Genomic DNA, 20,461 nt, shown 5'->3' with positions numbered 1-20,461 from the left:
ACGGGCGTTCATGTGGCCGGGCGCTACATCTGTGGCATTGTCGGCGTTGCCCATGAGGCCGGCCTCACTGTGGTCTCCATCGAAGCGGCGGGCCACGAGGCTGCTGAGGATTGTCCATGGCGTTTGCGTCAGTACATCGGTGACAAGATACACTTGGCTGTGCGGGACGAGGTTGAGGTCCTCTACGGCAGGGGATTCAAGTACTTTGGCGTCGACGCAGACTTTCGGCATGTGAGCATGGATCGCGGGATCGAGGAGTGAACGCCCCGAGCAGGGGCGATGGTGGCTTGGGGCGGGGTCGTTCTTCGAATCGAAGGGATTCTCTGGTGGTGTCCGAGAATGCGGTTGGATTGGAGTTGCGCCCTGGTGGCCAATGGCTTCCGGATGAGTGGCACGGGTCGATTGGTGGGGTTCGTGCGTCGGGTGTGGATTATTCGGGTCTGGTGTTGAACAATTTCCACTTGTGGGATGTGCGTTTGACGGAGTGTTCTTTCGAGCGCGTGAAGGCGAAGTATTTTGCTCCCGGGGGTGGGGGTGCGGTGTCGGAGTTCGCGCGCTGCTCTTTCGATCGTGCGACCTTGAGGGGGCTTGGGGGTGGTATGGTGCGTTTCGTTGAGTGTTCTTTCCGGGGTGCGCGTCTTTCCGGGTGGAATGTGTCGCGCAGTGATGTGGTGGATTGTGATTTCGAGGGTGCTCGGTTGCGGGATGTGATGTTTTGGGCTCATGTGGATGAGCCGGCCACGTCGTCGACTCCTGCGGAGTCGTGGGACAACGAGATTCGGGGGAATGATTTTTCCGGTGCCACGTTGATGGGGGTGGAGTTTCGTACGGGGGTTGATTTGTCGTTGCAGAAGTTGCCGGTGGGGGAGCAGTACTTGCAGGTGATGGATGTGCCGGCCAGTCTGGAACGAGGCCGCGAGGCAGCCGAAACCTTGGAAGGCAAGGACCGCTTCTTCGCCGATTCTATCTTGAAGTGGATTGCGACCGAGTATGCGCGCGGTCAGCGTCAAGCCTTCGTTGCCAAGGCGAAGCGCCACCCGGACCTCATGTGGTCGACAATGCGTGCGGCAATGCACGACGTGTGACCGCGCAGAACAGGAGACAACAATGGGTCTGACACCGTTCATGGTTCATTCGGATGAGCTCGGGCAGCGCCTGAGTGCCCTGTCGGGGGAGCAAGCAGGACGATTCTTCGTCGCGGCGGGCCAGGTGTTGCGGCCGGCGTACGAGCAGTGGTGTGCCGATGAGGGCATCACGGGCGACGCGGATCTGCTGGACGAGATTGTCGAGTGGGTCGCCACGCCGGCGGGTCAGCGGGATGCTGAGATCGGGCGGCGTTTGAAGGTGCGCAGTGAGGCGATACCGGAGGATCCGGAAAGCGAGCGCGACTGGTCCACGGAAGCCATGGATTGTCTGATTTGCATGGATTTGGGTCTCGGAGCATTGCTTGGTCAGCAAGTCAAGGTGTCGTACGCGTGGTATTTGTTCGAGCCCACCATGGTGTCGGTGTCGGTGCGTCTCTTTGGGGTAATGCCTGGCAGTGGTGGGGATGACGGAGAGGAATTGGTGTTGGAGGACCCGCAGTTTCGGCAGGTCGACGATGCTCTGGCGATGGCCATCGACTCCTTGATCGCCTCCGATCCGAGCTTTGATGCACTGGTGCGGGACTTGGCTCCCGTGTTGCCTCCGGAGTTCCGACGAAGTTCACCGACTCTTTGAAGACTCCAAAGCCGGTCGAGTCGGCCGAATATCTCCAGTGGCTGGGTCGACACCGGGCAGGGTGGCTGCCAGTCGTGGACGAAACGAAAAATGGCGTCAATTGCGTGAGCGCTGTGGCTGGTGGCTTGAAAGAGTCAGGCTGCACACATGTGCGTGTGGGGGCATGTGGTCATCGGCGTGTTCGAGGTGGATTCCCAGGGTGACGTCTGTGCGTGCCAACCTGAGCAAGGTCGATGACTGCACCGAGAAAGAGTGGAGTCCTCAAGGCGCCAGTTTCGGCAATTGCGAGTCAATACGGCGACGACATCCACGCGATCCGGTCCCTTGGCGTGCGCCAAGAGGAGCACAGGGGGCGGGGCGTAGGTGCCGGCAAGTTGCGCCAAGGCTTGAGCGGTGACAGCTTCGGTCATCGTCCTCATGTACGCCAATGGGGTCTGGCCCTGGGCAGCTCTACGAAGCCGGGGTCAGGAACCCTTGGGCGCGGGTGTCACCGTAGCCCACCCCAGCTGCGTTGAAGCCGACAGGCAAGGAAAGAACTGGCGCCAAGCTGAAGAAACACCGGGATCGGCAGCGTGCCACATGCAGGCATGCCCCTGGACCTTCAGGGGTCGACGGACCGGAGAGTCGCCTGAGGCGCGCATTTGCACGCTGCCTCCGGGGACGCCTCCTCGAAGCAGTCGCGACCATGGATCTTCCCAGTCGTCAGTGTCTCAACCAAAACCTGATGCTCGTGCCGGTACATTGGATCTCTGGATCGAGTTGACGACACCCGGAGCTGTGGCTGCTCACAGGAGGCGGCCGCATCCGAATTGTACGAATGCGGAGCGTGTGACGTGGGCAATGCCGAAGTGAGAAAGAGTGAGGAGTGGGTGTGGGTACCGTGGGAATTGTTGAGTTGCGTGATGGTTATGTGGAGCCGTCCGGGAAGATGATTCCTCATGGCTACATCAAACATCAGCGGGTGTCGGGTGTGGATTGTTCGGGTCTGGTGTTGGACAATTTCGGCACGTGGGACGTGCATTTGACGGAGTGTTCTTTCGAGCGTGTGAAGGCGAAGTATTTCTCTCCGGGTGAGGGGGGTGTGGTGTCGGAGTTCGTGCGCTGCTCTTTCGATCGTGCGACCTTGAGGGGGCTTGGGGGTGGTATGGTGCGTTTCGTTGAGTGTTCTTTCCGGGGTGCGCGTCTTTCCGGGTGGAATGTGTCGCGCAGTGATGTGGTGGATTGTGATTTCGAGGGTGCTCGGTTGCGGGATGTGATGTTTTGGGCTCATGTGGATGAGCCGGCCACGTCGTCGACTCCTGCGGAGTCGTGGGACAACGAGATTCGGGGGAATGATTTTTCCGGTGCCACGTTGATGGGGGTGGAGTTTCGTACGGGGGTTGATTTGTCGTTGCAGAAGTTGCCGGTGGGGGAGCAGTACTTGCAGGTGATGGATGTGCCGGCCGGCCTGGAACGAGGCCGCGAGGCGGCCCAAGCCTTGGAGGGAAAGGACCGCTTCGATGCCGACTTTCTCTTGAAGTGGATTGCGACCGAGTATCAGCGGGGTCAGCGTCAAGCCTTCATGGTCAGGATGAAGCATGACTCAGATCTCATGTGGACCATGATGCGTGCGGCAATGCACGACGTGTGACCGCGCAGGACGATTCCTCCAATGGGCGGCCACGCCTGCCGGGCATCAGGATGCGAGCCCGGGGCAGCTGAAAGTGCCCAGCAGCGCGCCGCCCTCGTCGACCCGTCCCAAGCGGAACGCGCAACCTGCGTCGTCGACCGGAGTTGGTATGGCCTCACGTTGACGATGTGAGAACGAACGCACGGCGCGTCCAGTCGCGCCTCACATCATTTGTGAGACTGAACGGCTACAGTGGCGCCGACGCTGAGCCCACTGGGGGCTCGCGAGAGGAGATCAATCGATGGGAATCTTGGCCGACTACTTCATCGCCCCTGATGACAACGCAGCGGAGGCCATCCTCGACCGGGTCGGCGGCCCCAGTGTCGCCGATGAAGAAACCGGCGCTCCCGCGCTGCCCTGCACACAACTCGACATGGACCCCGCCGCCCAACTCACCTGGGTTGCGATGATGAGTCCCGACACTGCCGAGGGGGCCGCCTCGCAGGACATGGGTGCGACAATCGGCATCAGGAACGAGGGCGAGGTCGCCGTCATGCGCCTGTCAACCGCCGGTCGTGACGCTCTTGCCGCCCTGGCCACGAATCCCGACGACCCCGAGGCCGCCGAAGTCCTGGTTGAACTGGCCGACCCGGACGAGATCCTCGAAGACGGAGCCGAACTGGTGGCACTGGCCGTCCAGGCCAAGCAGGCAGGACACCCCCTGTACCTGTGGATGGCCGTCTGAACACCTGACCTGCACCACGCACGCGGCGTCGACCGGAGGATGGACCTGCCGACGGTCGGCGCCGTTCATGTGGGAGCATCGGCGGGCCCATCAACCCGCGCAAAGCGCACCGGCCGCAAGGAGCACCCGATGTCAGTCATCGCCGCCGCCCAAGAGACCTTGTCCCTCGCGGACCAAGTCCTCGCGGTCGCAGACTGGCTCACCCTGCACGTCACCGTCTGGGTGCTGGTCGGCACCGGCCTGTTGCTGACCATCGCCTCACGCGGAGTCCAGATCCGCCACCTGCCCTCCATGATCCGCACCGTCACCGCCTCGCGCGGAGGCGCCCAAGGCGGGATCTCCTCATTCCAGGCCTTCACCATCTCCTTGGCCGCCCGCGTCGGAGTCGGCAACATCTTCGGTGTGGCCGCAGCACTGCTCATGGGCGGACCCGGAGCCATCTTCTGGATGTGGATCGTCGCCCTGGTCGGCATGGCCACCGCCTTCTTCGAAGCCACACTGGCCCAACTCTTCAAGGTCCGCGCCTCAGACGGCACCTACCGTGGCGGACCCGCCTACTACATGAAACTCGGCATGAAGAGCCCCGCCTTGGCGGCAGTCTTCGCCGTCATCACCGTGGTGACCTGCGCCTTCGTCATCACCTCCGTCCAAGCCAACGCCATTGCCGGCACGCTGCTGTCGGCCCTCGGCGACGCGGGTGCGAACCCGATCGACACCCTCTTCGGACTCACCCCCGCCCAGCTGGTCATCGCCGCCCTGCTCTTCGTCTTCTCCTCCATGGTCATCTTCGGCGGCATCCGCACCGTCGCACGCGTCACCGAGTGGATGGCGCCCATCATGGCGGTCATCTACATGGTTCTCGTGGCCGTCATCGTCATCCTCAACATCGGCCACTTCGGTGCCGTCCTCGCCCAGATCTTCACTTCCGCCTTCGCGCCGGAGCCGCTGGTGGGGGGACTGGGAGGAGGTGTCCTCGCCGCCCTCGTCAACGGCACCAAGCGCGGCCTGTTCTCCAACGAAGCCGGTCAGGGCACCGCCCCCAACGCGGCCGCCACCGCCACCGTCGAGCACCCGGTGAGCCAAGGCCTCATCCAGTCCCTCGGCGTCTTCATCGACACCATCGTCGTGTGCACGGCCACAGCATTCGTCATCCTCATTGCCGGCCCCGACGTCTGGGGCGCCGAGGGTGTCAACCCCGCGAACCTCACGTCGATGGCAGTGGCCAACGAATTGGGCCAGTGGACGATCCTGCCGATGGCAGTCCTCGTCTTCGTCCTGGCCTACTCCTCCATCATCGCCGCCTACGTCTACTCCGAGACGAACATGACCTTCATGACCCGCGCCAAGTGGGCCACCTGGCTGGTGCGCGTGGTCTCCGTCGGCTCGGTGGTCCTGGGCGCACTGGTCTCCCTGGACCTCGTGTGGAACACCGTGGACATCGCCATGGCAGTGATGACGGTGACGAACCTGGTTGCCTTGGTGTGGCTGAGCAAGTGGGGGCTGGGAGCCCTGCGCGACTGGGAGGCCCAGCGCAAGGCCGGGGTGGCCGAGCCATCCTTCGTCGGGGTCGACAACCCGCACCTGCCCGGTGACGTGCCCACTGACGTGTGGGCCACTGAAGGCACCCGCTGAGAGGGATAGGCTCGCCCCATGCGAATCGTGCGCTTCTCCGACGGCGGCTCACCCCTGTACGGGGCTCTTGAGGACGACTCTGCAAGGATCGTCGGACTCAAAGGTGACCCGCTGTTCAGCCCCGTCGAACCCTCCGGGCGTCTCTTCGACCTGGAGGAGGTGCGCCTGCTCTCGCCGGTGATCCCACGATCCAAGATCGTCGGCATCGGCAAGAACTACGCCGAGCACGCCCGCGAGATGGGCGGCGAGCCGCCGACCGAACCCGTCGTCTTCCTCAAGCCCAACACCTCCGTCATCGGCCCGGACGACCCGATCGTCCTTCCCGAGTGGTCCGGTGAAGTCCACCACGAGGCCGAACTGGCCATCGTCATCAAGACTTTGGCCAAGGACGTCCCCCTGGAGCGTGTGGACGAGGTCATCCTGGGCTGGACCTGCGCCAACGACGTGACCGCCCGCGACCGCCAACGCGCCGACGGGCAGTGGACCAGGGCAAAGGGCTTCGACACCTCCTGCCCGATCGGACCGTGGATCACCGTCGACCCTCGGCTGGACGTGGACGACCTGCAGGTCACATGCCGGGTGGACGGCCGCCTGCGCCAGGACGACAGAACCTCGTCGATGCTCATGTCGCCGCGCCAGTTGGTGTCCTACGTGTCCTCGATCTTCACCCTGCTGCCCGGCGACGTCATCATCACCGGCACGCCGGCGGGCGTCGGCCCCATCGAGGCCGGACAGCGGGTCGACGTCGAGGTCGAAGGCATCGGCGTCCTGTCGAATCCTGTCGTGCGCCGCTGACACACCTTCCCCACCCCCTGGAGGTGCAGGTCAGGGGAGAATCCTCGGAGAAACTCCGCGCGTGAATCCCCCGTGCGGTAGCTCCACGCACGGGTACCCTTCCTGTGAACGCCGACACAGGAGGTATCCATGCCAGACCCGTCCACCACGCCCGCTGCCATTGGAAGCGACGCCCTTGCGGTCGAAATGGCCGGCCTCGACGTCATTCCCGAGTCCGAACGCAAAGGCAAACCCTCCGACCTGTTCATGCCGTGGTTCGCGGCGAACATTTCCGTGCTGGGCATCTCCTGGGGTGCGTGGGTCCTGGGCTTCGGCCTGTCCTTCTGGCAGGCCGTCATCGCCTCCGTGATCGGCGTTTCCCTGTCCTTCCTGGCCTGCGGCTTCATCTCCATTGCCGGCAAACGCGGATCCGCCCCCACCCTGGTTCTTTCACGCGCCGCCTTCGGCTACGACGGAAACAGGATCTCCGCCATCATCTCGTGGATCCTCACCGTGGGCTGGGAGACCTTCCTGTGCATCATGGCCGTCCAGGCCACCGCCACCGTCATGGCCGCCCTGGGCTTCACCAACCACGTGCTGGCCCAAGTCATCTCACTGGTCCTGGTCGTCCTCATCTCCGCAGGCGCGGGCGTCCTGGGCTTCGACACCATCATGAAGGTCCAGACGTGGATCACGTGGGCCACCGCGGTACTCACCGTCATCTACCTGGCCCTGGTCCTGCCCACCATCGACCTGGCAGCCGTCAACGCCCTTCCCGCAGGGTCGGCCACCGCCTTCATCGGCGCCCTGTGCATGCTGCTGGTCGGCTTCGGCTTCGGCTGGATCAACGCCGCCGCCGACTACTCGCGCTACCTGCCGCGCACGGCCTCCACGGGGGGAGTGGTCGGCTGGACCACTTTCGGGGCAGCCCTGCCCACCGTGGTCCTGGTCCTCTTCGGCCTGCTGCTGGTCGGCTCCAACGCCGACCTGTCGGAAAAGATCGGCGCGGACCCCATCGGCGCATTGACGACCATCCTGCCCACGTGGTTCCTCATCCCCTTCGCGCTGGTCGCCATCCTTGGCCTCATCGGCGGCATCGTCATGGACATCTACAGTTCCGGCCTGTCCCTGCTCTCCTCCGGTGCTCCCGTCACCAGGCCCGTCGCCACCGCCATTGACGGCACCATCATGCTGGCCGGCACCATTGCCGTGGTCTTCTTCGCCGACTCCTTCATCGGCCCCTTCACCGGCTTCCTCACCACCCTGGGTGTGGTCATCGCCGCGTGGGGTGGGGTCATGTTCGCCGACATCGCCCTGCGCAGGAGGGACTACGACGAGCCCGCCCTGTTCACCCGGGACGGCATCTACGGGGCCGTCAACTGGGGCGCCGTGGCCAGCCTGCTGGTCGGATCCGTCATCGGATGGGGACTGGTCGTCAACTCCTCGGCCTCATGGCTGGCCTGGCAGGGCTACCTGCTGGGTCCGCTCGGCGGGCGCGAAGGCGAGTGGGCGTACTCGAACATCGGCATCCTCGCGGCGATGCTCATCGGATTCGCCGGATACTTCCTCACCTCGGCCGGCAGGGTCCGCCGCCAGGAGGACGCCGCACGGGAAGGCAAGTGACATGCAGGTCGATCCGCGATTCCCCACCGCCCTCGTGGGAGATGAGCAAAGGCGGGCCGCCCTCGTCATCGCCGAAGCCACCGGCCTGCCCTCCCACGACGTCCTCGTGGTTCTCGGCTCGGGACTGTCCGCCGCCCTGGACGGGTGGGGAGCACCGCGCGCCGGCGTGCGCCTGTCGGAGCTGCCGGGTGTGGCTGCCCCCGTGGCCGACGGGCACGAGGACCGGCTGGACTCCTACGAGCGGGCAGGGCTCCACGTCCTCGTCGCCCGCGGGCGCACCCACCTGTACGAGGGCGTCTCCGCCGGCACGGTGACGGCCCTTGCGCGAGCGGCCGCCGCGGGCGGAGTGCACACGGCGATCCTGTGCAATGCCAATGGGTGCCTGCGGGACTGGCGCCTCGGAGACGTCATGGCGGTGGAGGACCACCTGAACTTCTCGGGAACGTCACCCTTCGACGGGCCACTGTTCCTCGACGTGTCGGCCGTGTGGGACGGGGAACTGACCGAGGCCCTGGCGGACGTGTGCCAGCGGCGCGGCACCTACGCGATCCTACGCGGCCCCGAATACCAGACCAGGGCGGAGACCCGCTGGCTGGCGACCACCGGCGCCGACTGCGTGGGCATGTCCACCGTCATGGAGGCCATCACCCTGCACGCTCTGGGGGTGAGGGTGTGCGGGATGAGCGTCGTCAGTGACCTGTCCTTCGCCGAGGCTCCCACCGACCCGAACGCCGTGGTCGAAGCCGCCGCCCAAGCCGGTCAGACCCTGCGCGCAGGCGTGGAAAAGGTGCTGACCCTCCTGTGAGAGCAAGGCCTCACGTGTCTCAGGGCAGCAGGCGCAGGATCCTCTCGACGATTTCCTCAGCGGTGCTGGGCGAGCACGCCAAGTTCACCCGCGCCCAGTCCCCGTAGGACTCGCCCAAGGCGGCCCCGTCATTGGTCGCCACGTGGGCGCGCCGCAGGATCTGCTCGGAGGGGTTCGACCCCGCCAGCGGGGTCGCGCCAAAACCCCACCACGCCAGGTAGGTGCCCTGAGGGCGGATGAAGTCGATGCCGCTACCGTCCAGGGCCCGTTCGACCAGGTCCACATTGCCCCGAACGACCTCCATGACCTCCTCCAACCACGGGCCCCCGCCCTCGTAGGCGGCAATGGTCCCCAACGCGCCCAAGGTCACCGGCTGGTGGTCGAAAAGGTGGGTGGCGGCGTCCCAACGGGCGCGAAGCGCCGCATCCGGGACGATCACCTGCGCGTTCGGCAGGCCCGCGATGTTCCACGCCTTGGTCGCGGCCGTCGCAGTGATCGTGTGGGCGGCGAACTCCTCTCCAATGCGCGCGTAGGAGATGAAAGGCGAGTCGTCCAGGACGATCGGGGAGTGGATCTCGTCGGAGAAGACCAGTGCGTCATGACGCTGGACGACCTCGTGCAGGCCCCGCAGTTCCTCCTCGGACAGGATACGGCCGGTCGGGTTCCACGGATTGCACAGGATGACCAGCCCAGCCCCGCCCTCGAGGGCGCGGTCGATGCCCTCGAGGTCAAGGCGCCAGCCGACCCCGCCGGCCGCCACCCCGTGCAGGGAGGGGACGTCGATGACGCGGCGGTCGAGCATCCCCGGAAGGGTGAGGAAGGGCATGTACGCGGGAGTGGGCACCACGACGGCGCTGCCCGGGCGCGTGAGTTTCCTGATCGTCGTCACCAGGGCAGGAAGGACCGCCCCGCTCATGCGCACATGGTCGGGGTCCAGCGCCCACCCGAAGGCACTCGCCTGGAAGGCGCTGGTCGCCTCCTGCACGCGTGGCAGCAGCCACGACGGCCTGTATCCGGTCAAGCCGTCGTGGAGCGCCCGGCAGATCGCCTCTTCCACCACCGGTGCGGTACCGAAGTCCATCTCCGCCACCCACGCCCCGATCGTCGGGCGGCCGTCCGGTGCGGCCATGCCGCTCCATTTGAGGGATCCGGTGCGGTGAAGGTGATCCTGCGTGGGCATGTTCAGGGGCATGTGGTCTCCGATTCATGGACAGTGTCCGGTTGAGATGGTCGGTGGATGGAGTGGCGAGGACGCCGGGGTGGTGCCCGGGTGGTGCGCGGCGGCGGACCTCAGGAGCCCAACGCTTTCGCCGTCTTCGAGGCCCGACGAACTCTGTTCAACCTTCCGCGGCACAGCAGTCTTGCGGGTCAGGAGAAACCTCTGCTGCCCACTGTCGGCCGATCTGGAAGTGGACGGGAGTGGTGCATCATGCCTCCGCTGGCTGTGAGGTGGGGTGTGGGAGCCCGATGGTGGGCGCTCCAGCACTGAGACCATCATTGCCGAAAGCCCCCACTGTTGCATGCCCTTGCCGGAGCCCTGGCGCATCTGCGACCCCGAGTAGACTCGAGGCCATGACAGACTCCACGCCCACCGGCGCCGACGTGCGCGTCCGCTTCTGCCCCTCCCCGACAGGGACTCCCCATGTGGGTATGGTCCGCACCTGCCTTTTCAACTGGGCGTGGGCGCGCCACACGGGTGGCACCTTCGTCTTCCGCATCGAAGACACCGACGCCGCGCGCGACTCCCAGGAGTCCTTCGACCAGATCATCGACTCCCTCAAGTGGCTTGGACTGGACTGGGACGAGGGCGTCGGCAAGGGTGGCCCGCATGAGCCCTACCGCCAGTCCGAACGCATGGACATCTACGCCGACGTCGCGCGCAAGCTCTTCGAGGCCGGCCACGCCTACGAGAGCTTCTCGACCCCGGAGGAGATCGAGGCGCGCCACCGTGCGGCCGGACGTGACCCGAAGCTCGGCTATGACGGCTTCGACCGCGACCTGACCGAGGAGCAGAAGGCTGCATACCGTGCCCAGGGGCGTGAGCCCGTCCTGCGCATGCGCATGCCCGACGAAGACGTGACCTTCGAGGACCTGGTCCGCGGCGAGATCACCTTCAAGGCGGGCTCCGTGCCCGACTACGTCATCGTGCGCGCAAACGGGCACCCCCTGTACACGCTGGTCAACCCCGTCGACGACGCCCTCATGGAGATCACCCACGTCCTACGCGGCGAGGACCTGCTCTCCTCGACCCCCCGCCAGGTCGTCCTCTACCGGGCCCTCATGGACCTGGGCATCGCCAAGCACATGCCGCGCTTTGGTCACCTGCCCTATGTCATGGGTGAGGGCAACAAGAAGCTGTCCAAGCGCGACCTGGAGTCGAATCTGCTTCTGCATCGTGAAGCCGGCATGACGCCGGAGGGCCTGAACAACTATCTGGCACTGCTCGGCTGGGCCATCGCGCCCGACCACGACGTCTTCACCATGGGCGAGATGGCCACCGCCTTCGACATCTCCGACGTCAACCCGAACCCCGCGCGCTTCGACCACAAGAAGTGCATCGCCATCAACGCCGAGCACATCCGTCGCCTGGAGCCGTTGGACTTCCGCGACCGCCTGGTGCCTTTCCTGCACGAGGGTCGGTACGTGAGCGCCGCGACCTTCGCCGAGCTCACCTCGCGCGAGCAGGAGATCCTCACTGCGGCTGCGCCCCTGGTGCAGACCCGCATCCAACTGTTGGGTGAGGTCAAGGGCATGGCGGGCTTCCTCTTCGTCGCCGACGAGGCTCTGGAGGTCGAGGACGCCTCGGTGGCCAAACTCAAGGACAATGCCGGCCAGGTGCTGGCCACGGCCATCGAGGTCGTCGAGTCCTTGGGGGAGGGGGAGTTCACCACCGCCACCTTGGAGGAGAAACTGCGTGAGGCGATCGTCGAAGGTATGGGCATCAAGCCGCGCGTGGCCTTCGGGCCGATCCGCGTGGCCGTGACGGGCCGTCAGGTATCGCCGCCGCTGTTCGAGTCCATGGAGATCCTGGGCCACGAGTCCTCGCTGGCGCGCATGCGCGCCCTGGCGGCCAGGCTCGCCTGACCCGGGCGGCGAACGTGGCGACGACCACGTCGTCAGGATTTGGTGGAGCCCGGCTGATGCAGTAGAGTTTTCATCCGTCGCCCGGAGCGAGAGCCCCGGGACCGGCACCACCATGGGGTATGGTGTAATTGGCAACACGACTGATTCTGGTTCAGTTGTTCTAGGTTCGAGTCCTGGTACCCCAGCGATCATGGATCCTTCGAGTGATCCTGCGATCAAGGCCCCCATCGTCTAGCGGCCCAGGACGACGCCCTCTCACGGCGTTAACACCGGTTCAAATCCGGTTGGGGGTACGCAAGCACGTCCCGGCATGTGCACGCACCGACTTGGAAACAGGTCGCGGCCCCCATCGTCTAGCGGCCCAGGACGACGCCCTCTCACGGCGTTAACACCGGTTCAAATCCGGTTGGGGGTACCAGTCAAGGCCCCGGCTCCCGCCGGGGCCTTCACCGTGGCCATGGGCAGTCTGTGACCTGACTGTCGACCTTGCAACACCGTTGACACCTGCCCGTGCCAGGATTCAGTCAGGTGGCCCACGCAACTGGCTTCTGACGGATGCGCTTTGTGGAGGTGCTCGGAGGTTTCCGACGTCAAAGGCGAAAAAATGACCATCGTTCTTGACGTCAGAGAGTCGCTTTTGACGTCAGACCCGGTCCTCAAAGGCGCGAGCCGCCCCGCCCTCGTCGGTGGCGGTCCGCTTGGGCACCTGACGACGGACGAATCTCGCTGAAGGACGGACGAATCTCGCGGAGTGGGGGACGAATCTCAGCGGGTGATGGGCAGGTTCAGGGCCTTCGAGGCTTCCTCGACTCCGCCGGCGTTGGAGACCTTGGTGAAGCCGGCCTGCTCCATGAGGGCCTTGGCCTGCCCGGCGCGCCTGCCGGAGCGGCAGTACAGGGTGTAGTCGGCGTCCTTGTCCAGGGCCGCGATCTTGTCGGCGAAGTCCGGGGACTGCACATCGATGTTCGTGGCACCCTCCAGATGCCCCTCGGCGAACTCCTCAGGGGTGCGCACATCCAGCAGGACCGTGGAGGCAGCAGGAGAGGACGACTGGGAGGCCGAAGACGACTCCTGGGCGGATGGGGCCGGCGCCGAGGAGGACTCGGATGCGTCAGAGCCGGAAGCAGAGCCGGCAGGCGCGGTCGACGCGCAAGCGCCGAGCCCAAGGACAAGAGCCGCTCCAAGAGCAAGGGTGAGGGCGCGACGGGCTTTCATCTGGGTCATTCCTCCATTCCTTCCACCGAGCGGAGGAAGTCCGACAGGCGATTGGCGGCGGCCACCACGGAAGGACCGTGCTGGCGGCCGGGCTGACGGCCGATGCGTTCGATCGGCCCGGAGATCGACAGGGCGGCAATCACCCGCCCGGAAGGGCCGCGCACGGGCGCCGACACGGAGGCCACGCCCGGTTCGCGCTCGCCCACGGACTGGGCCCAGCCGCGCCTACGCACCTGGGAAAGCATCGTGGCATTGAACGAGGCCTCGTACAGGCCGCGGTGCAAACGGTCCGGCTCCTCCCAAGCCAGCAGTACCTGGGCGGCAGAGCCGGCACGCATCGACAAGGTGGCGCCCACGGGGATCGAGTCGCGCAGACCCATCTCGCGTTCGGAGGCGGCCACGCACACGCGGTAGTCGCCTTGGCGGCGGAAGAGCTGCGTGGACTCCTTCGTGTGGTCGCGAAGCGCCACCAGGACCGGCATCGAGGCGGCCAACAGGCGGTCCTCACCCGCAGAGGAGGCAAGCTCCTGAAGGCGTGGCCCCAGGACGAAGCGGCCCTGCATGTCGCGAGCCACCATGCGGTGGTACTCCAAGGCCACCGCAAGGCGGTGGGCGGTGGGTCGTGCCAGACCGGTTGCGGAGACCAACTGGGCCAAGGTGGCAGGTCCGGCCTCCAGGGCACCGAGGACCATTGCGGCCTTGTCCAGGACTCCGACACCACTCGAGGAGGAGGAGTCATCCATGGGAACATCCTGTCATCTCACTACCTGAGATGGCAAATCCTCGCATGTTGGAACGATCGACGATTGGGGTGAGAGACAGCGCGAAGGGCGGAAGTGCCTCCGACGCGCGCACATGCGAATGAGCCCGCACCCCCGCCCTCACCCCCCGGGCGCACGGGCAACCCGACGATCCCGAGGAGGTCCCCATGGCCGCAACGATGGCGGAGAAAGTGTGGCGCGACCACGTCGTCAGCCAAGGCGAAGGTGGCGCCCCTGACCTGCTCTACATCGACCTGCACCTGGTCCACGAGGTCACCAGCCCCCAAGCATTCGAAGGACTGCGCCTGTCAGGACGCAGCGTGCGCAGGCCCGACCTGACCATCGCCACAGAGGACCACAACACCCCCACCTTGGACATCGACCTGCCCATCGCGGACGACACAAGCCGCATCCAGATCGACACCCTGCGCGCCAACGCCAAAGAATTCGGCATCCGCCTGCACTCCCTGGGAGACGCCGACCAGGGCATCGTCCACGTGGTCGGACCGCAACTGGGCCTGACCCAGCCGGGAATGACCATCGTCTGCGGCGACTCCCACACCTCCACCCACGGCGCCTTCGGGGCACTGGCCTTCGGCATCGGCACCTCGCAGGTCGAACACGTCCTGGCCACCCAGACCTTGCCGCTGGCCCCCTTCAAGACCATGGCGATCACCGTCAACGGCTCCCTGCCGGCAGGCTCCAGCGCCAAGGACATCATCTTGGCCGTCATCGCCAAGATCGGCACCGGCGGGGGACAGGGCTACGTCCTGGAGTACCGCGGCCAGGCCATCCGCGAGCTCTCCATGGAGGGCCGCATGACCATCTGCAACATGTCCATCGAGGCCGGGGCGCGCGCAGGCATGGTGGCGCCCGACCAGACGACCTTCGACTACATCAAGGGCCGCCCTCACGCCCCCGAGGGCGCCGACTGGGACGCCGCCGTCGAGTACTGGACCTCCTTGGCCTCCGACGAGGACGCCACCTTCGACGCCGAGGTCGTCCTGGAGGCCGCCGACATCGAACCCTTCGTCACATGGGGCACGAACCCCGGACAGGGGGTGCCCCTGTCGGCCACCGTCCCCGTGCCCGAGGACATCGCCGACGAGACCCAGCGCGTGGCCGCCGAGAAGGCCCTGGACTACATGGGGCTGGAGGCCGGCACCCCCATGCGGGACATCCGCGTCGACACCGTCTTCCTCGGCTCGTGCACGAACGGGCGCATCGAGGACCTGCGGGCCGCCGCCGAAGTGGTCAAGGGCCGCACCAAGGCCGAGGGCGTGCGGATGCTCGTCGTGCCGGGCTCTGCGCGGGTGCGCATCCAGGCCGAGGCGGAGGGCCTGGACAAGGTCTTCACCGACTTCGGCGCCGAATGGCGCAACGCCGGATGCTCCATGTGCCTGGCGATGAACCCGGACAAGCTCGCCCCCGAGGAGCGTTCGGCGTCGACCTCGAACCGAAACTTCGAAGGGCGTCAGGGCAAGGGCGGGCGCACACACCTGGTCTCGCCCGCGGTCGCCGCCGCCACAGCCGTGCGCGGCACCCTGTCCTCGCCCTCCGACCTGGCCCCGCTGGTCGACTGACGCGCACGAAGGAACGAACACCATGGAAAAGTTCACCACCCACACCGGTATTGCCGTCCCGCTGCGCCGCTCCAACGTCGACACCGACCAGATCATCCCGGCCGTCTACCTCAAGCGGATCTCGCGCACGGGCTTCGAGGACGCCCTCTTCGCCGGATGGAGGAGCGACCCGGACTTCGTCCTCAACCAGGACGCCTACCGTGAGGGCTCGATCCTGGTGGCGGGCCCGGACTTCGGCACCGGCTCCTCGCGTGAGCACGCCGTGTGGGCACTCAAGGACTACGGGTTCCGCGTCGTCTTGGCCCCGAAGTTCGCCGACATCTTCCGCGGAAACGCCGGCAAGCAGGGCTTGGTGGCCGGCCTCGTCTCGCAGGAGGACGTCACCCAACTGTGGAAGATCCTCGAAGCCGAGCCCGGCACCCGGGTGACGGTTTCACTGGAGGAGCGCTCCGTGACCTGCGGCACCTTCCGCTGCCAATTCCAGATCGACGACTACGTCCGGTGGACCCTCATGGAGGGCTTGGACGACATCGCAATGACTTTGCGTCACGAGGCCGGGATCGCCGCCCATGAGGCCGCCCGCCCCTCGTTCAAGCCGCGCACCCTGCCCGCCAAGCACCTGCCGAAGGAAGAAGTGAGGCCCGCGCGTCCCGTCGCGGACCCGGGTGTGCCGGGCGTGCGTTGACCCGGGCCCGTCGGAGACATGTGCCGCGCGTGTGTCCGAGCCGACTGGTCCGGCAATGTCGGCATGCTTCCCACTGAACTACAGTTGGGGCAGTCCCTCGGTCACGAACAGGAGAGCCCACGCATGTCCTCGGTCCTCAGAGTCGAAGGCGGCCACCCGCTGTCGGGTACGATCACCGTTCGCGGCGCCAAGAACTTCGTCCCCAAGGCCATGGTCGCCTCGCTGCTGGGCAGCCAGCCCTCCCGCCTGGACAACGTGCCGCTGATCCGCGACGTCGACGTGGTCTCGGACCTGCTCGGCGCCCACGGCGTGCAGGTCTCCTTCGACCAGGCCGCAGGCTCCATGACCCTGGACCCCCGCAACGTCCAGCGCGCCCGCCGATCCGACATCGACGCCCTTGGCGGAGCCTCACGAATCCCGATCCTCTTTTGCGGACCGCTGCTGCACCAGCTGGGAGAGGCTTTCATCCCGGAGCTCGGCGGCTGCAACATCGGCGGACGCCCCATTGACTTCCACCTGGAGACCCTGCGCAAGTTCGGCGCCAATGTCGAAAAGCGTGAGGACGGTGTCCACATCACCAAACCCTCCGGCGGCCTGCACGGTGCCATCGTCGAATTGCCCTTCCCCTCCGTGGGCGCCACCGAGCAGACCCTGCTCACCGCCGTACGCGCCGAAGGCAGCACGACCCTGCGGGGCGCGGCCGTCGAGCCGGAGATCATGGACCTCATCAACGTCCTGCAGAAGATGGGGGCGATCATCTCCGTCGACACCGACCGGACCATCCGCATCGAAGGCGTCGACTCCCTGACCGGCTACACGCACCGCGCGCTGCCCGACCGCATCGAGGCAGCCTCGTGGGGTGCCGCCGCACTGGCCACCCACGGGGACATCACGGTCCTGGGCGCGCACCAGCCCGACATGACGACCTTCCTCAACATCTTCCGCAAGGTCGGCGGGGCATTCGACATCGACGAGGACGGGATCCGCTTCTTCCACCCCGGGGGCGACCTGAAGCCCGCAGCACTGGAGACGGCGGTGCACCCCGGCTTCATGACCGACTGGCAGCAGCCGCTGGTCGTGGCCCTGACCCAGGCCAAGGGCCTGTCCATCGTCCACGAGACCGTCTACGAGAAGCGCTTCGGATTCACCAAGGCGCTGGTGAAGATGGGCGCCAACATCCAGCTGTACCGCGAGTGCCTGGGAGCCACCCCCTGCCGCTTCGGGCAACGCAACTTCTTCCACTCCGCCGTCATCTCCGGGCCCACCCCGCTGATGGCCGCCGACATCGAGGTCCCTGACCTTCGTGGCGGCTTCTCGCACCTCATCGCGGCGCTGGCCGCCAAGGGCACGTCGACCGTGTCGGGGGTGGACGTCATCTCTCGCGGCTACGAGCATTTCCTCAGCAAACTCGGCCAGCTCGACGCGCGTGTGGCCTACGTCGACGGGGCCACTTCGCGGTGACCGAGGAGTCGGGCCGTCACATCGCCCTCCTCGTCTCCTCGACCTCGGCCCACGGCAGGGCGCTGCGCGTCGGACCCGAGGTGGTGCGCACCCTCAAAGCCTCAGGTTGGCAGGTTGATGTACGGGTGACCAGCACGGATGAGGATCCTTCGGATGTGGCAGCCGCCTCCTCCTCGCCGGTGGTGGCCGCCTTGGGAGGCGACGGCTATGTGGCTGCCGTGGCCTCGGCACTGCACCGCACCGGTGCCCTCTTCGCCCCACTGCCCGGAGGACGCGGCAACGACCTGTGTCGCGCCCTGGGCATCGGCACGGATCCTGTCGCCCACGCCAGGCGCCTTGCCTCCCCCGAAATCGTCGAACGCCCCCTGGATGCGATCCGCGTCACCCCCGACGACAGGCCGGAGCGCCTCGCCTTCGGCATCGTCTCCTTCGGGCTGGACGCCACCGCCAACCGTGTGGCCAACGAGACCGAATGGATCAACTCCGGGCCCTTGGCCTACGCGTGGGGCGCCTCCCTCGGCATCGCCCGCCACCGCCCGTGCCCCATGTCGGCCTTGGTCGACGGACAGCAGGAAGAGGTCGGCGGTTGGCTGCTGTCCGTGTCCAACTCCGGTTGGTTCGGCGGCGGCATCAACCTTGCCGAAGAGTCCGACCCCGGTGACGGCCTGCTCGAACTGGTCCACGTCGGGCCGCTCCCGCTGCGCCGAGCGCTGCCGCTGCTGGCCAAGGTGCTGCTGACCCGCGGGCACGACCCGGCCCTGACCGTGCGTCGGGTCCGAGAGGTCCGGGTCACGACCCCGGACGGTTTCATCGCCATGGCCGACGGCGACAGGATCGGCACCGTACCCCTGACCATGTCCGTCGTGGCGGGAGCTGTCCGGGTGCTCGCACCCTCCGACCCCGGGTGAGCGAGGCCCACTACACTTTGTGGCCATGAGCACACAGGTCACTGGCTTCTACCGTTTCGCCAGGGGAGTCCTCAACACCTTCCTTCCTCCATGGATCCGCCTGCGCACCAGCGGCTCGGACAACCTGCCGCGCCAAGGCGGCTTCATCCTCGTGTGGAACCACACCTCCCAAGTGGATCCTGTCATCGCCTGCTGGTTCGTGGCCCGACGCGGTTACGCGGTGCGCTTCGCCGCGAAGATCGAGGCCTTCCGCGCTCCTGTCGTCGGGCCGATCTTCCGTGGGCTGCGCCTGGTGCCTGTCGACCGCAGGTCGAAGGACCCGGGTGCGGTGCTCGCCCACATGAAGCAGGCGCTGGCCGACGGCGACTGCATCGGCATCTCTCCGGAGGGGACGCTCACCCAGGACCCCGACGTGTGGCCCATGCGCTTGAAGACCGGGGCGGCGCGCCTGGCATTGGACACTCGCGCACCGGTGGTGCCCATGGTCATGTGGGGGCCGCACCGGATCCTGCCCTACGCCGGGAAGTTCCCGAACCTGCGCCCCCGTCAAAAGGTCGACCTGACCGTGCTGCCCGCCGTGGACCTGTCCGACCTGTATTCCGAGGCCGGCTCCGACGACCACGCTGCGGTCGAGACCGCCACGGCGAGGATCCTCGCGGCCCTGACCGCAGGGGTGGCCGACCTGCGTGGAGAGCAGCCGCCGGACAAGGCGTGGGATCCGGCGACCAAGGCGCGTACCGTCGTGAGGCAGGCGTGAGACATGGACACCATTGAAACCACTGACTCCGCCGACACGACGGCCACCACTGAGGCTTCCGAATTCGCCCGTGCCGCGGTGCTCGGCACCGGCGCATGGGGCACCACCTTCGCCCAGGTCCTGGCGGACACCGGCCTTCCGGTGTGCATGTGGGGCCGCAACGCCGATGTCGTCGACATGGTCAACAGCGGGGAGAACTCCACCTATCTTCCGGGCATCGAGTTGTCGCCGCTGGTCACCGCCACCACGGACCTCGGTGCAGCCGTCGCCGGCGCCGACCTGGTGGCCGTCGTCGTACCCGTGGCCGCCGTACGCGAGACCCTTACCGCCGCCGCACCCCACGTGGGTCCCGAGGCCGTCCTGATCCTACTGGCCAAGGGCCTGGAACTCGGCTCGCTGCGCTGCGTCCACGAGGTCGCCGGCGAGGCCACGGGACTTGACGGCTCGCGCATCGCCGTCCTGTCCGGCCCGAACCTGTCGCGAGAAATCGCCGAACACCACCCGACGGCCACCGTCGTGGCCTGCCCGGACCGGGCGGTGGCCGCCCGCGTCGCCCACGCCTGCCACACCCCGTGGTTCCGCCCCTACGTCTCCCAGGACGTCATCGGCTGCGAAATCGCGGGCGCGGTGAAGAACGTCATCGCCGTGGCCATCGGCGCCGCAGAAGGCATGGGGCTGGGCACGAACACCCGGTCGACCCTCATCACCCGGGGACTTGCGGAGATGACCCGACTGGGCACCGCGCTCGGGGCCAATCCGGAGACCTTCGCGGGTCTGGCCGGCATCGGGGACCTGGTGGCCACATGCTCCTCACGACTGTCGCGCAACTACTCCTTCGGCTTCCGCCTGGGCCAGGGCATGACCATCGACCAGGCGCTGGCGCTTTCGCCCGGCGTGGTCGAAGGCATCCGCACGGCTGCGCCCCTGTTGGAGTTGGCCGCACGGGCGGGCGTGGACATGCCGATCACCGAGGCCGTCGTCCAGGTGGCCCACAAGGGGGCGACCATCGCGCAGATGGGGGAGATGCTGCTCTCGCGCCCACAGAAGATGGACGGCTGGCGCATCGACCTCGTCTGAGGGATTTCCGGGGACGAGGGCGG

General features: G+C 66.6%; 19 protein-coding genes and 3 tRNA genes. 19 read left to right on the top strand and 3 right to left on the bottom strand.

The features are described 5' to 3' along the window. The first annotated feature begins 12 nt into the window (after positions 1-12). The 9 genes from I6B53_RS08215 (at position 13) to I6B53_RS08175 (ending at position 8,907) form a co-directional block, all read left to right on the top strand. Positions 13-261, top strand: a complete 249-nt coding sequence (locus tag I6B53_RS08215) for a hypothetical protein (RefSeq protein WP_216763773.1) — start codon at positions 13-15, stop codon at positions 259-261. Positions 262-329: 68 nt separating this feature from the next. Continuing rightward, a complete protein-coding gene (locus I6B53_RS08210; protein ID WP_216763772.1) occupies positions 330-1,085 on the top strand; it encodes a pentapeptide repeat-containing protein in 756 nt (251 codons plus the stop codon). A gap of 22 nt (positions 1,086-1,107) precedes the next feature. After that, on the top strand, positions 1,108-1,719 hold the full coding sequence (locus tag I6B53_RS08205; RefSeq protein WP_216763771.1) for a hypothetical protein: 612 nt from the start codon (positions 1,108-1,110) through the stop codon (positions 1,717-1,719). Between the two features lie 871 nt (positions 1,720-2,590). Further along, the gene (locus tag I6B53_RS08200; RefSeq protein WP_216763770.1) at positions 2,591-3,349 is read left to right on the top strand and encodes a pentapeptide repeat-containing protein; all 759 of its coding nucleotides are present in this window, start codon (positions 2,591-2,593) and stop codon (positions 3,347-3,349) included. A 280-nt stretch (positions 3,350-3,629) separates the two neighbouring features. Continuing rightward, positions 3,630-4,073: a hypothetical protein gene (locus tag I6B53_RS08195; protein WP_216763769.1), complete on the top strand. Its 444-nt coding sequence runs from the start codon at positions 3,630-3,632 to the stop codon at positions 4,071-4,073. 129 nt (positions 4,074-4,202) lie between these two features. Further along, entirely contained in the window at positions 4,203-5,705 is a 1,503-nt protein-coding gene (locus tag I6B53_RS08190) for a sodium:alanine symporter family protein (protein ID WP_216763768.1), read from the top strand. An 18-nt stretch (positions 5,706-5,723) separates the two neighbouring features. Next, positions 5,724-6,500, top strand: coding sequence for a fumarylacetoacetate hydrolase family protein (locus I6B53_RS08185; RefSeq protein WP_216763767.1), 777 nt, complete (start codon positions 5,724-5,726; stop codon positions 6,498-6,500). Between the two features lie 129 nt (positions 6,501-6,629). Then, positions 6,630-8,102: a cytosine permease gene (locus I6B53_RS08180; protein WP_253953831.1), complete on the top strand. Its 1,473-nt coding sequence runs from the start codon at positions 6,630-6,632 to the stop codon at positions 8,100-8,102. Position 8,103: 1 nt separating this feature from the next. Then, on the top strand, positions 8,104-8,907 hold the full coding sequence (locus I6B53_RS08175) for a purine-nucleoside phosphorylase (protein WP_216763766.1): 804 nt from the start codon (positions 8,104-8,106) through the stop codon (positions 8,905-8,907). Between the two features lie 19 nt (positions 8,908-8,926). Here I6B53_RS08175 and I6B53_RS08170 read toward each other — a convergent pair whose 3' ends face one another. Then, the gene (locus tag I6B53_RS08170) at positions 8,927-10,099 is read right to left on the bottom strand and encodes a MalY/PatB family protein (RefSeq protein WP_216763765.1); all 1,173 of its coding nucleotides are present in this window, start codon (positions 10,097-10,099) and stop codon (positions 8,927-8,929) included. Positions 10,100-10,479: 380 nt separating this feature from the next. On the opposite strand from I6B53_RS08170, the gene gltX reads away from it, so the two are divergent. From gltX to I6B53_RS08150, 4 genes are all read left to right on the top strand, one after another. Next, a complete protein-coding gene (gene gltX / locus I6B53_RS08165) occupies positions 10,480-11,991 on the top strand; it encodes a glutamate--tRNA ligase (RefSeq protein ID WP_216763764.1) in 1,512 nt (503 codons plus the stop codon). Positions 11,992-12,104: 113 nt separating this feature from the next. Continuing rightward, positions 12,105-12,176, top strand: a tRNA-Gln gene (locus I6B53_RS08160). A gap of 35 nt (positions 12,177-12,211) precedes the next feature. Further along, positions 12,212-12,284: transfer RNA gene (locus I6B53_RS08155), tRNA-Glu, on the top strand. Between the two features lie 49 nt (positions 12,285-12,333). Then, positions 12,334-12,409, top strand: a tRNA-Glu gene (locus I6B53_RS08150). A gap of 347 nt (positions 12,410-12,756) precedes the next feature. Here I6B53_RS08150 and I6B53_RS08145 read toward each other — a convergent pair. Continuing rightward, positions 12,757-13,215, bottom strand: coding sequence for a rhodanese-like domain-containing protein (locus I6B53_RS08145; protein ID WP_253953830.1), 459 nt, complete (start codon positions 13,213-13,215; stop codon positions 12,757-12,759). Next, positions 13,212-13,949, bottom strand: a complete 738-nt coding sequence (locus I6B53_RS08140) for an IclR family transcriptional regulator (protein WP_216763763.1) — start codon at positions 13,947-13,949, stop codon at positions 13,212-13,214. Before I6B53_RS08140 ends, I6B53_RS08145 begins: the two co-directional genes overlap by 4 nt. A gap of 185 nt (positions 13,950-14,134) precedes the next feature. Here I6B53_RS08140 and leuC point away from each other — a divergent pair, with 185 nt between their 5' ends. The 6 genes from leuC to I6B53_RS08110 all read left to right on the top strand — a co-directional run bounded on the left by leuC (position 14,135) and on the right by I6B53_RS08110 (position 20,438). Continuing rightward, the gene (gene leuC, locus I6B53_RS08135; protein WP_216763762.1) at positions 14,135-15,550 is read left to right on the top strand and encodes a 3-isopropylmalate dehydratase large subunit; all 1,416 of its coding nucleotides are present in this window, start codon (positions 14,135-14,137) and stop codon (positions 15,548-15,550) included. 22 nt (positions 15,551-15,572) lie between these two features. After that, on the top strand, positions 15,573-16,235 hold the full coding sequence (leuD, locus tag I6B53_RS08130) for a 3-isopropylmalate dehydratase small subunit (RefSeq protein ID WP_216763761.1): 663 nt from the start codon (positions 15,573-15,575) through the stop codon (positions 16,233-16,235). Positions 16,236-16,358: 123 nt separating this feature from the next. After that, positions 16,359-17,696: a UDP-N-acetylglucosamine 1-carboxyvinyltransferase gene (murA, locus tag I6B53_RS08125; protein ID WP_216763760.1), complete on the top strand. Its 1,338-nt coding sequence runs from the start codon at positions 16,359-16,361 to the stop codon at positions 17,694-17,696. Then, the gene (locus I6B53_RS08120) at positions 17,693-18,604 is read left to right on the top strand and encodes a diacylglycerol kinase family protein (RefSeq protein WP_253953829.1); all 912 of its coding nucleotides are present in this window, start codon (positions 17,693-17,695) and stop codon (positions 18,602-18,604) included. Before murA ends, I6B53_RS08120 begins: the two co-directional genes overlap by 4 nt. A gap of 25 nt (positions 18,605-18,629) precedes the next feature. Further along, a complete protein-coding gene (locus tag I6B53_RS08115; protein ID WP_216763759.1) occupies positions 18,630-19,361 on the top strand; it encodes a 1-acyl-sn-glycerol-3-phosphate acyltransferase in 732 nt (243 codons plus the stop codon). A gap of 3 nt (positions 19,362-19,364) precedes the next feature. Next, positions 19,365-20,438, top strand: a complete 1,074-nt coding sequence (locus I6B53_RS08110; protein ID WP_216763758.1) for an NAD(P)H-dependent glycerol-3-phosphate dehydrogenase — start codon at positions 19,365-19,367, stop codon at positions 20,436-20,438. Positions 20,439-20,461: the final 23 nt, after the last annotated feature.

The organism is Schaalia sp. 19OD2882 (assembly GCF_018986735.1).
In the GTDB taxonomy this organism is placed as follows: Bacteria; Actinomycetota; Actinomycetes; order Actinomycetales; family Actinomycetaceae; genus Pauljensenia.
Note: the sequence above shows the minus strand (reverse complement) of the source record. Positions and strands in the feature narration are given on the sequence as shown.

Coding starts and splice junctions, on each gene's coding strand:
- I6B53_RS08205 (WP_216763771.1), top strand. CDS start 1,108: ATGGGTCTGACACCGTTCATGGTTCATTCGGATGAGCTCGGGCAGCGC.
- I6B53_RS08195 (WP_216763769.1), top strand. CDS start 3,630: ATGGGAATCTTGGCCGACTACTTCATCGCCCCTGATGACAACGCAGCG.
- I6B53_RS08190 (WP_216763768.1), top strand. CDS start 4,203: ATGTCAGTCATCGCCGCCGCCCAAGAGACCTTGTCCCTCGCGGACCAA.
- I6B53_RS08185 (WP_216763767.1), top strand. CDS start 5,724: ATGCGAATCGTGCGCTTCTCCGACGGCGGCTCACCCCTGTACGGGGCT.
- I6B53_RS08180 (WP_253953831.1), top strand. CDS start 6,630: ATGCCAGACCCGTCCACCACGCCCGCTGCCATTGGAAGCGACGCCCTT.
- I6B53_RS08175 (WP_216763766.1), top strand. CDS start 8,104: ATGCAGGTCGATCCGCGATTCCCCACCGCCCTCGTGGGAGATGAGCAA.
- I6B53_RS08170 (WP_216763765.1), bottom strand. CDS start 10,099: ATGCCCCTGAACATGCCCACGCAGGATCACCTTCACCGCACCGGATCC.
- gltX (WP_216763764.1), top strand. CDS start 10,480: ATGACAGACTCCACGCCCACCGGCGCCGACGTGCGCGTCCGCTTCTGC.
- I6B53_RS08145 (WP_253953830.1), bottom strand. CDS start 13,215: ATGACCCAGATGAAAGCCCGTCGCGCCCTCACCCTTGCTCTTGGAGCG.
- I6B53_RS08140 (WP_216763763.1), bottom strand. CDS start 13,949: ATGGATGACTCCTCCTCCTCGAGTGGTGTCGGAGTCCTGGACAAGGCC.
- leuC (WP_216763762.1), top strand. CDS start 14,135: ATGGCCGCAACGATGGCGGAGAAAGTGTGGCGCGACCACGTCGTCAGC.
- leuD (WP_216763761.1), top strand. CDS start 15,573: ATGGAAAAGTTCACCACCCACACCGGTATTGCCGTCCCGCTGCGCCGC.
- murA (WP_216763760.1), top strand. CDS start 16,359: ATGTCCTCGGTCCTCAGAGTCGAAGGCGGCCACCCGCTGTCGGGTACG.
- I6B53_RS08115 (WP_216763759.1), top strand. CDS start 18,630: ATGAGCACACAGGTCACTGGCTTCTACCGTTTCGCCAGGGGAGTCCTC.
- I6B53_RS08110 (WP_216763758.1), top strand. CDS start 19,365: ATGGACACCATTGAAACCACTGACTCCGCCGACACGACGGCCACCACT.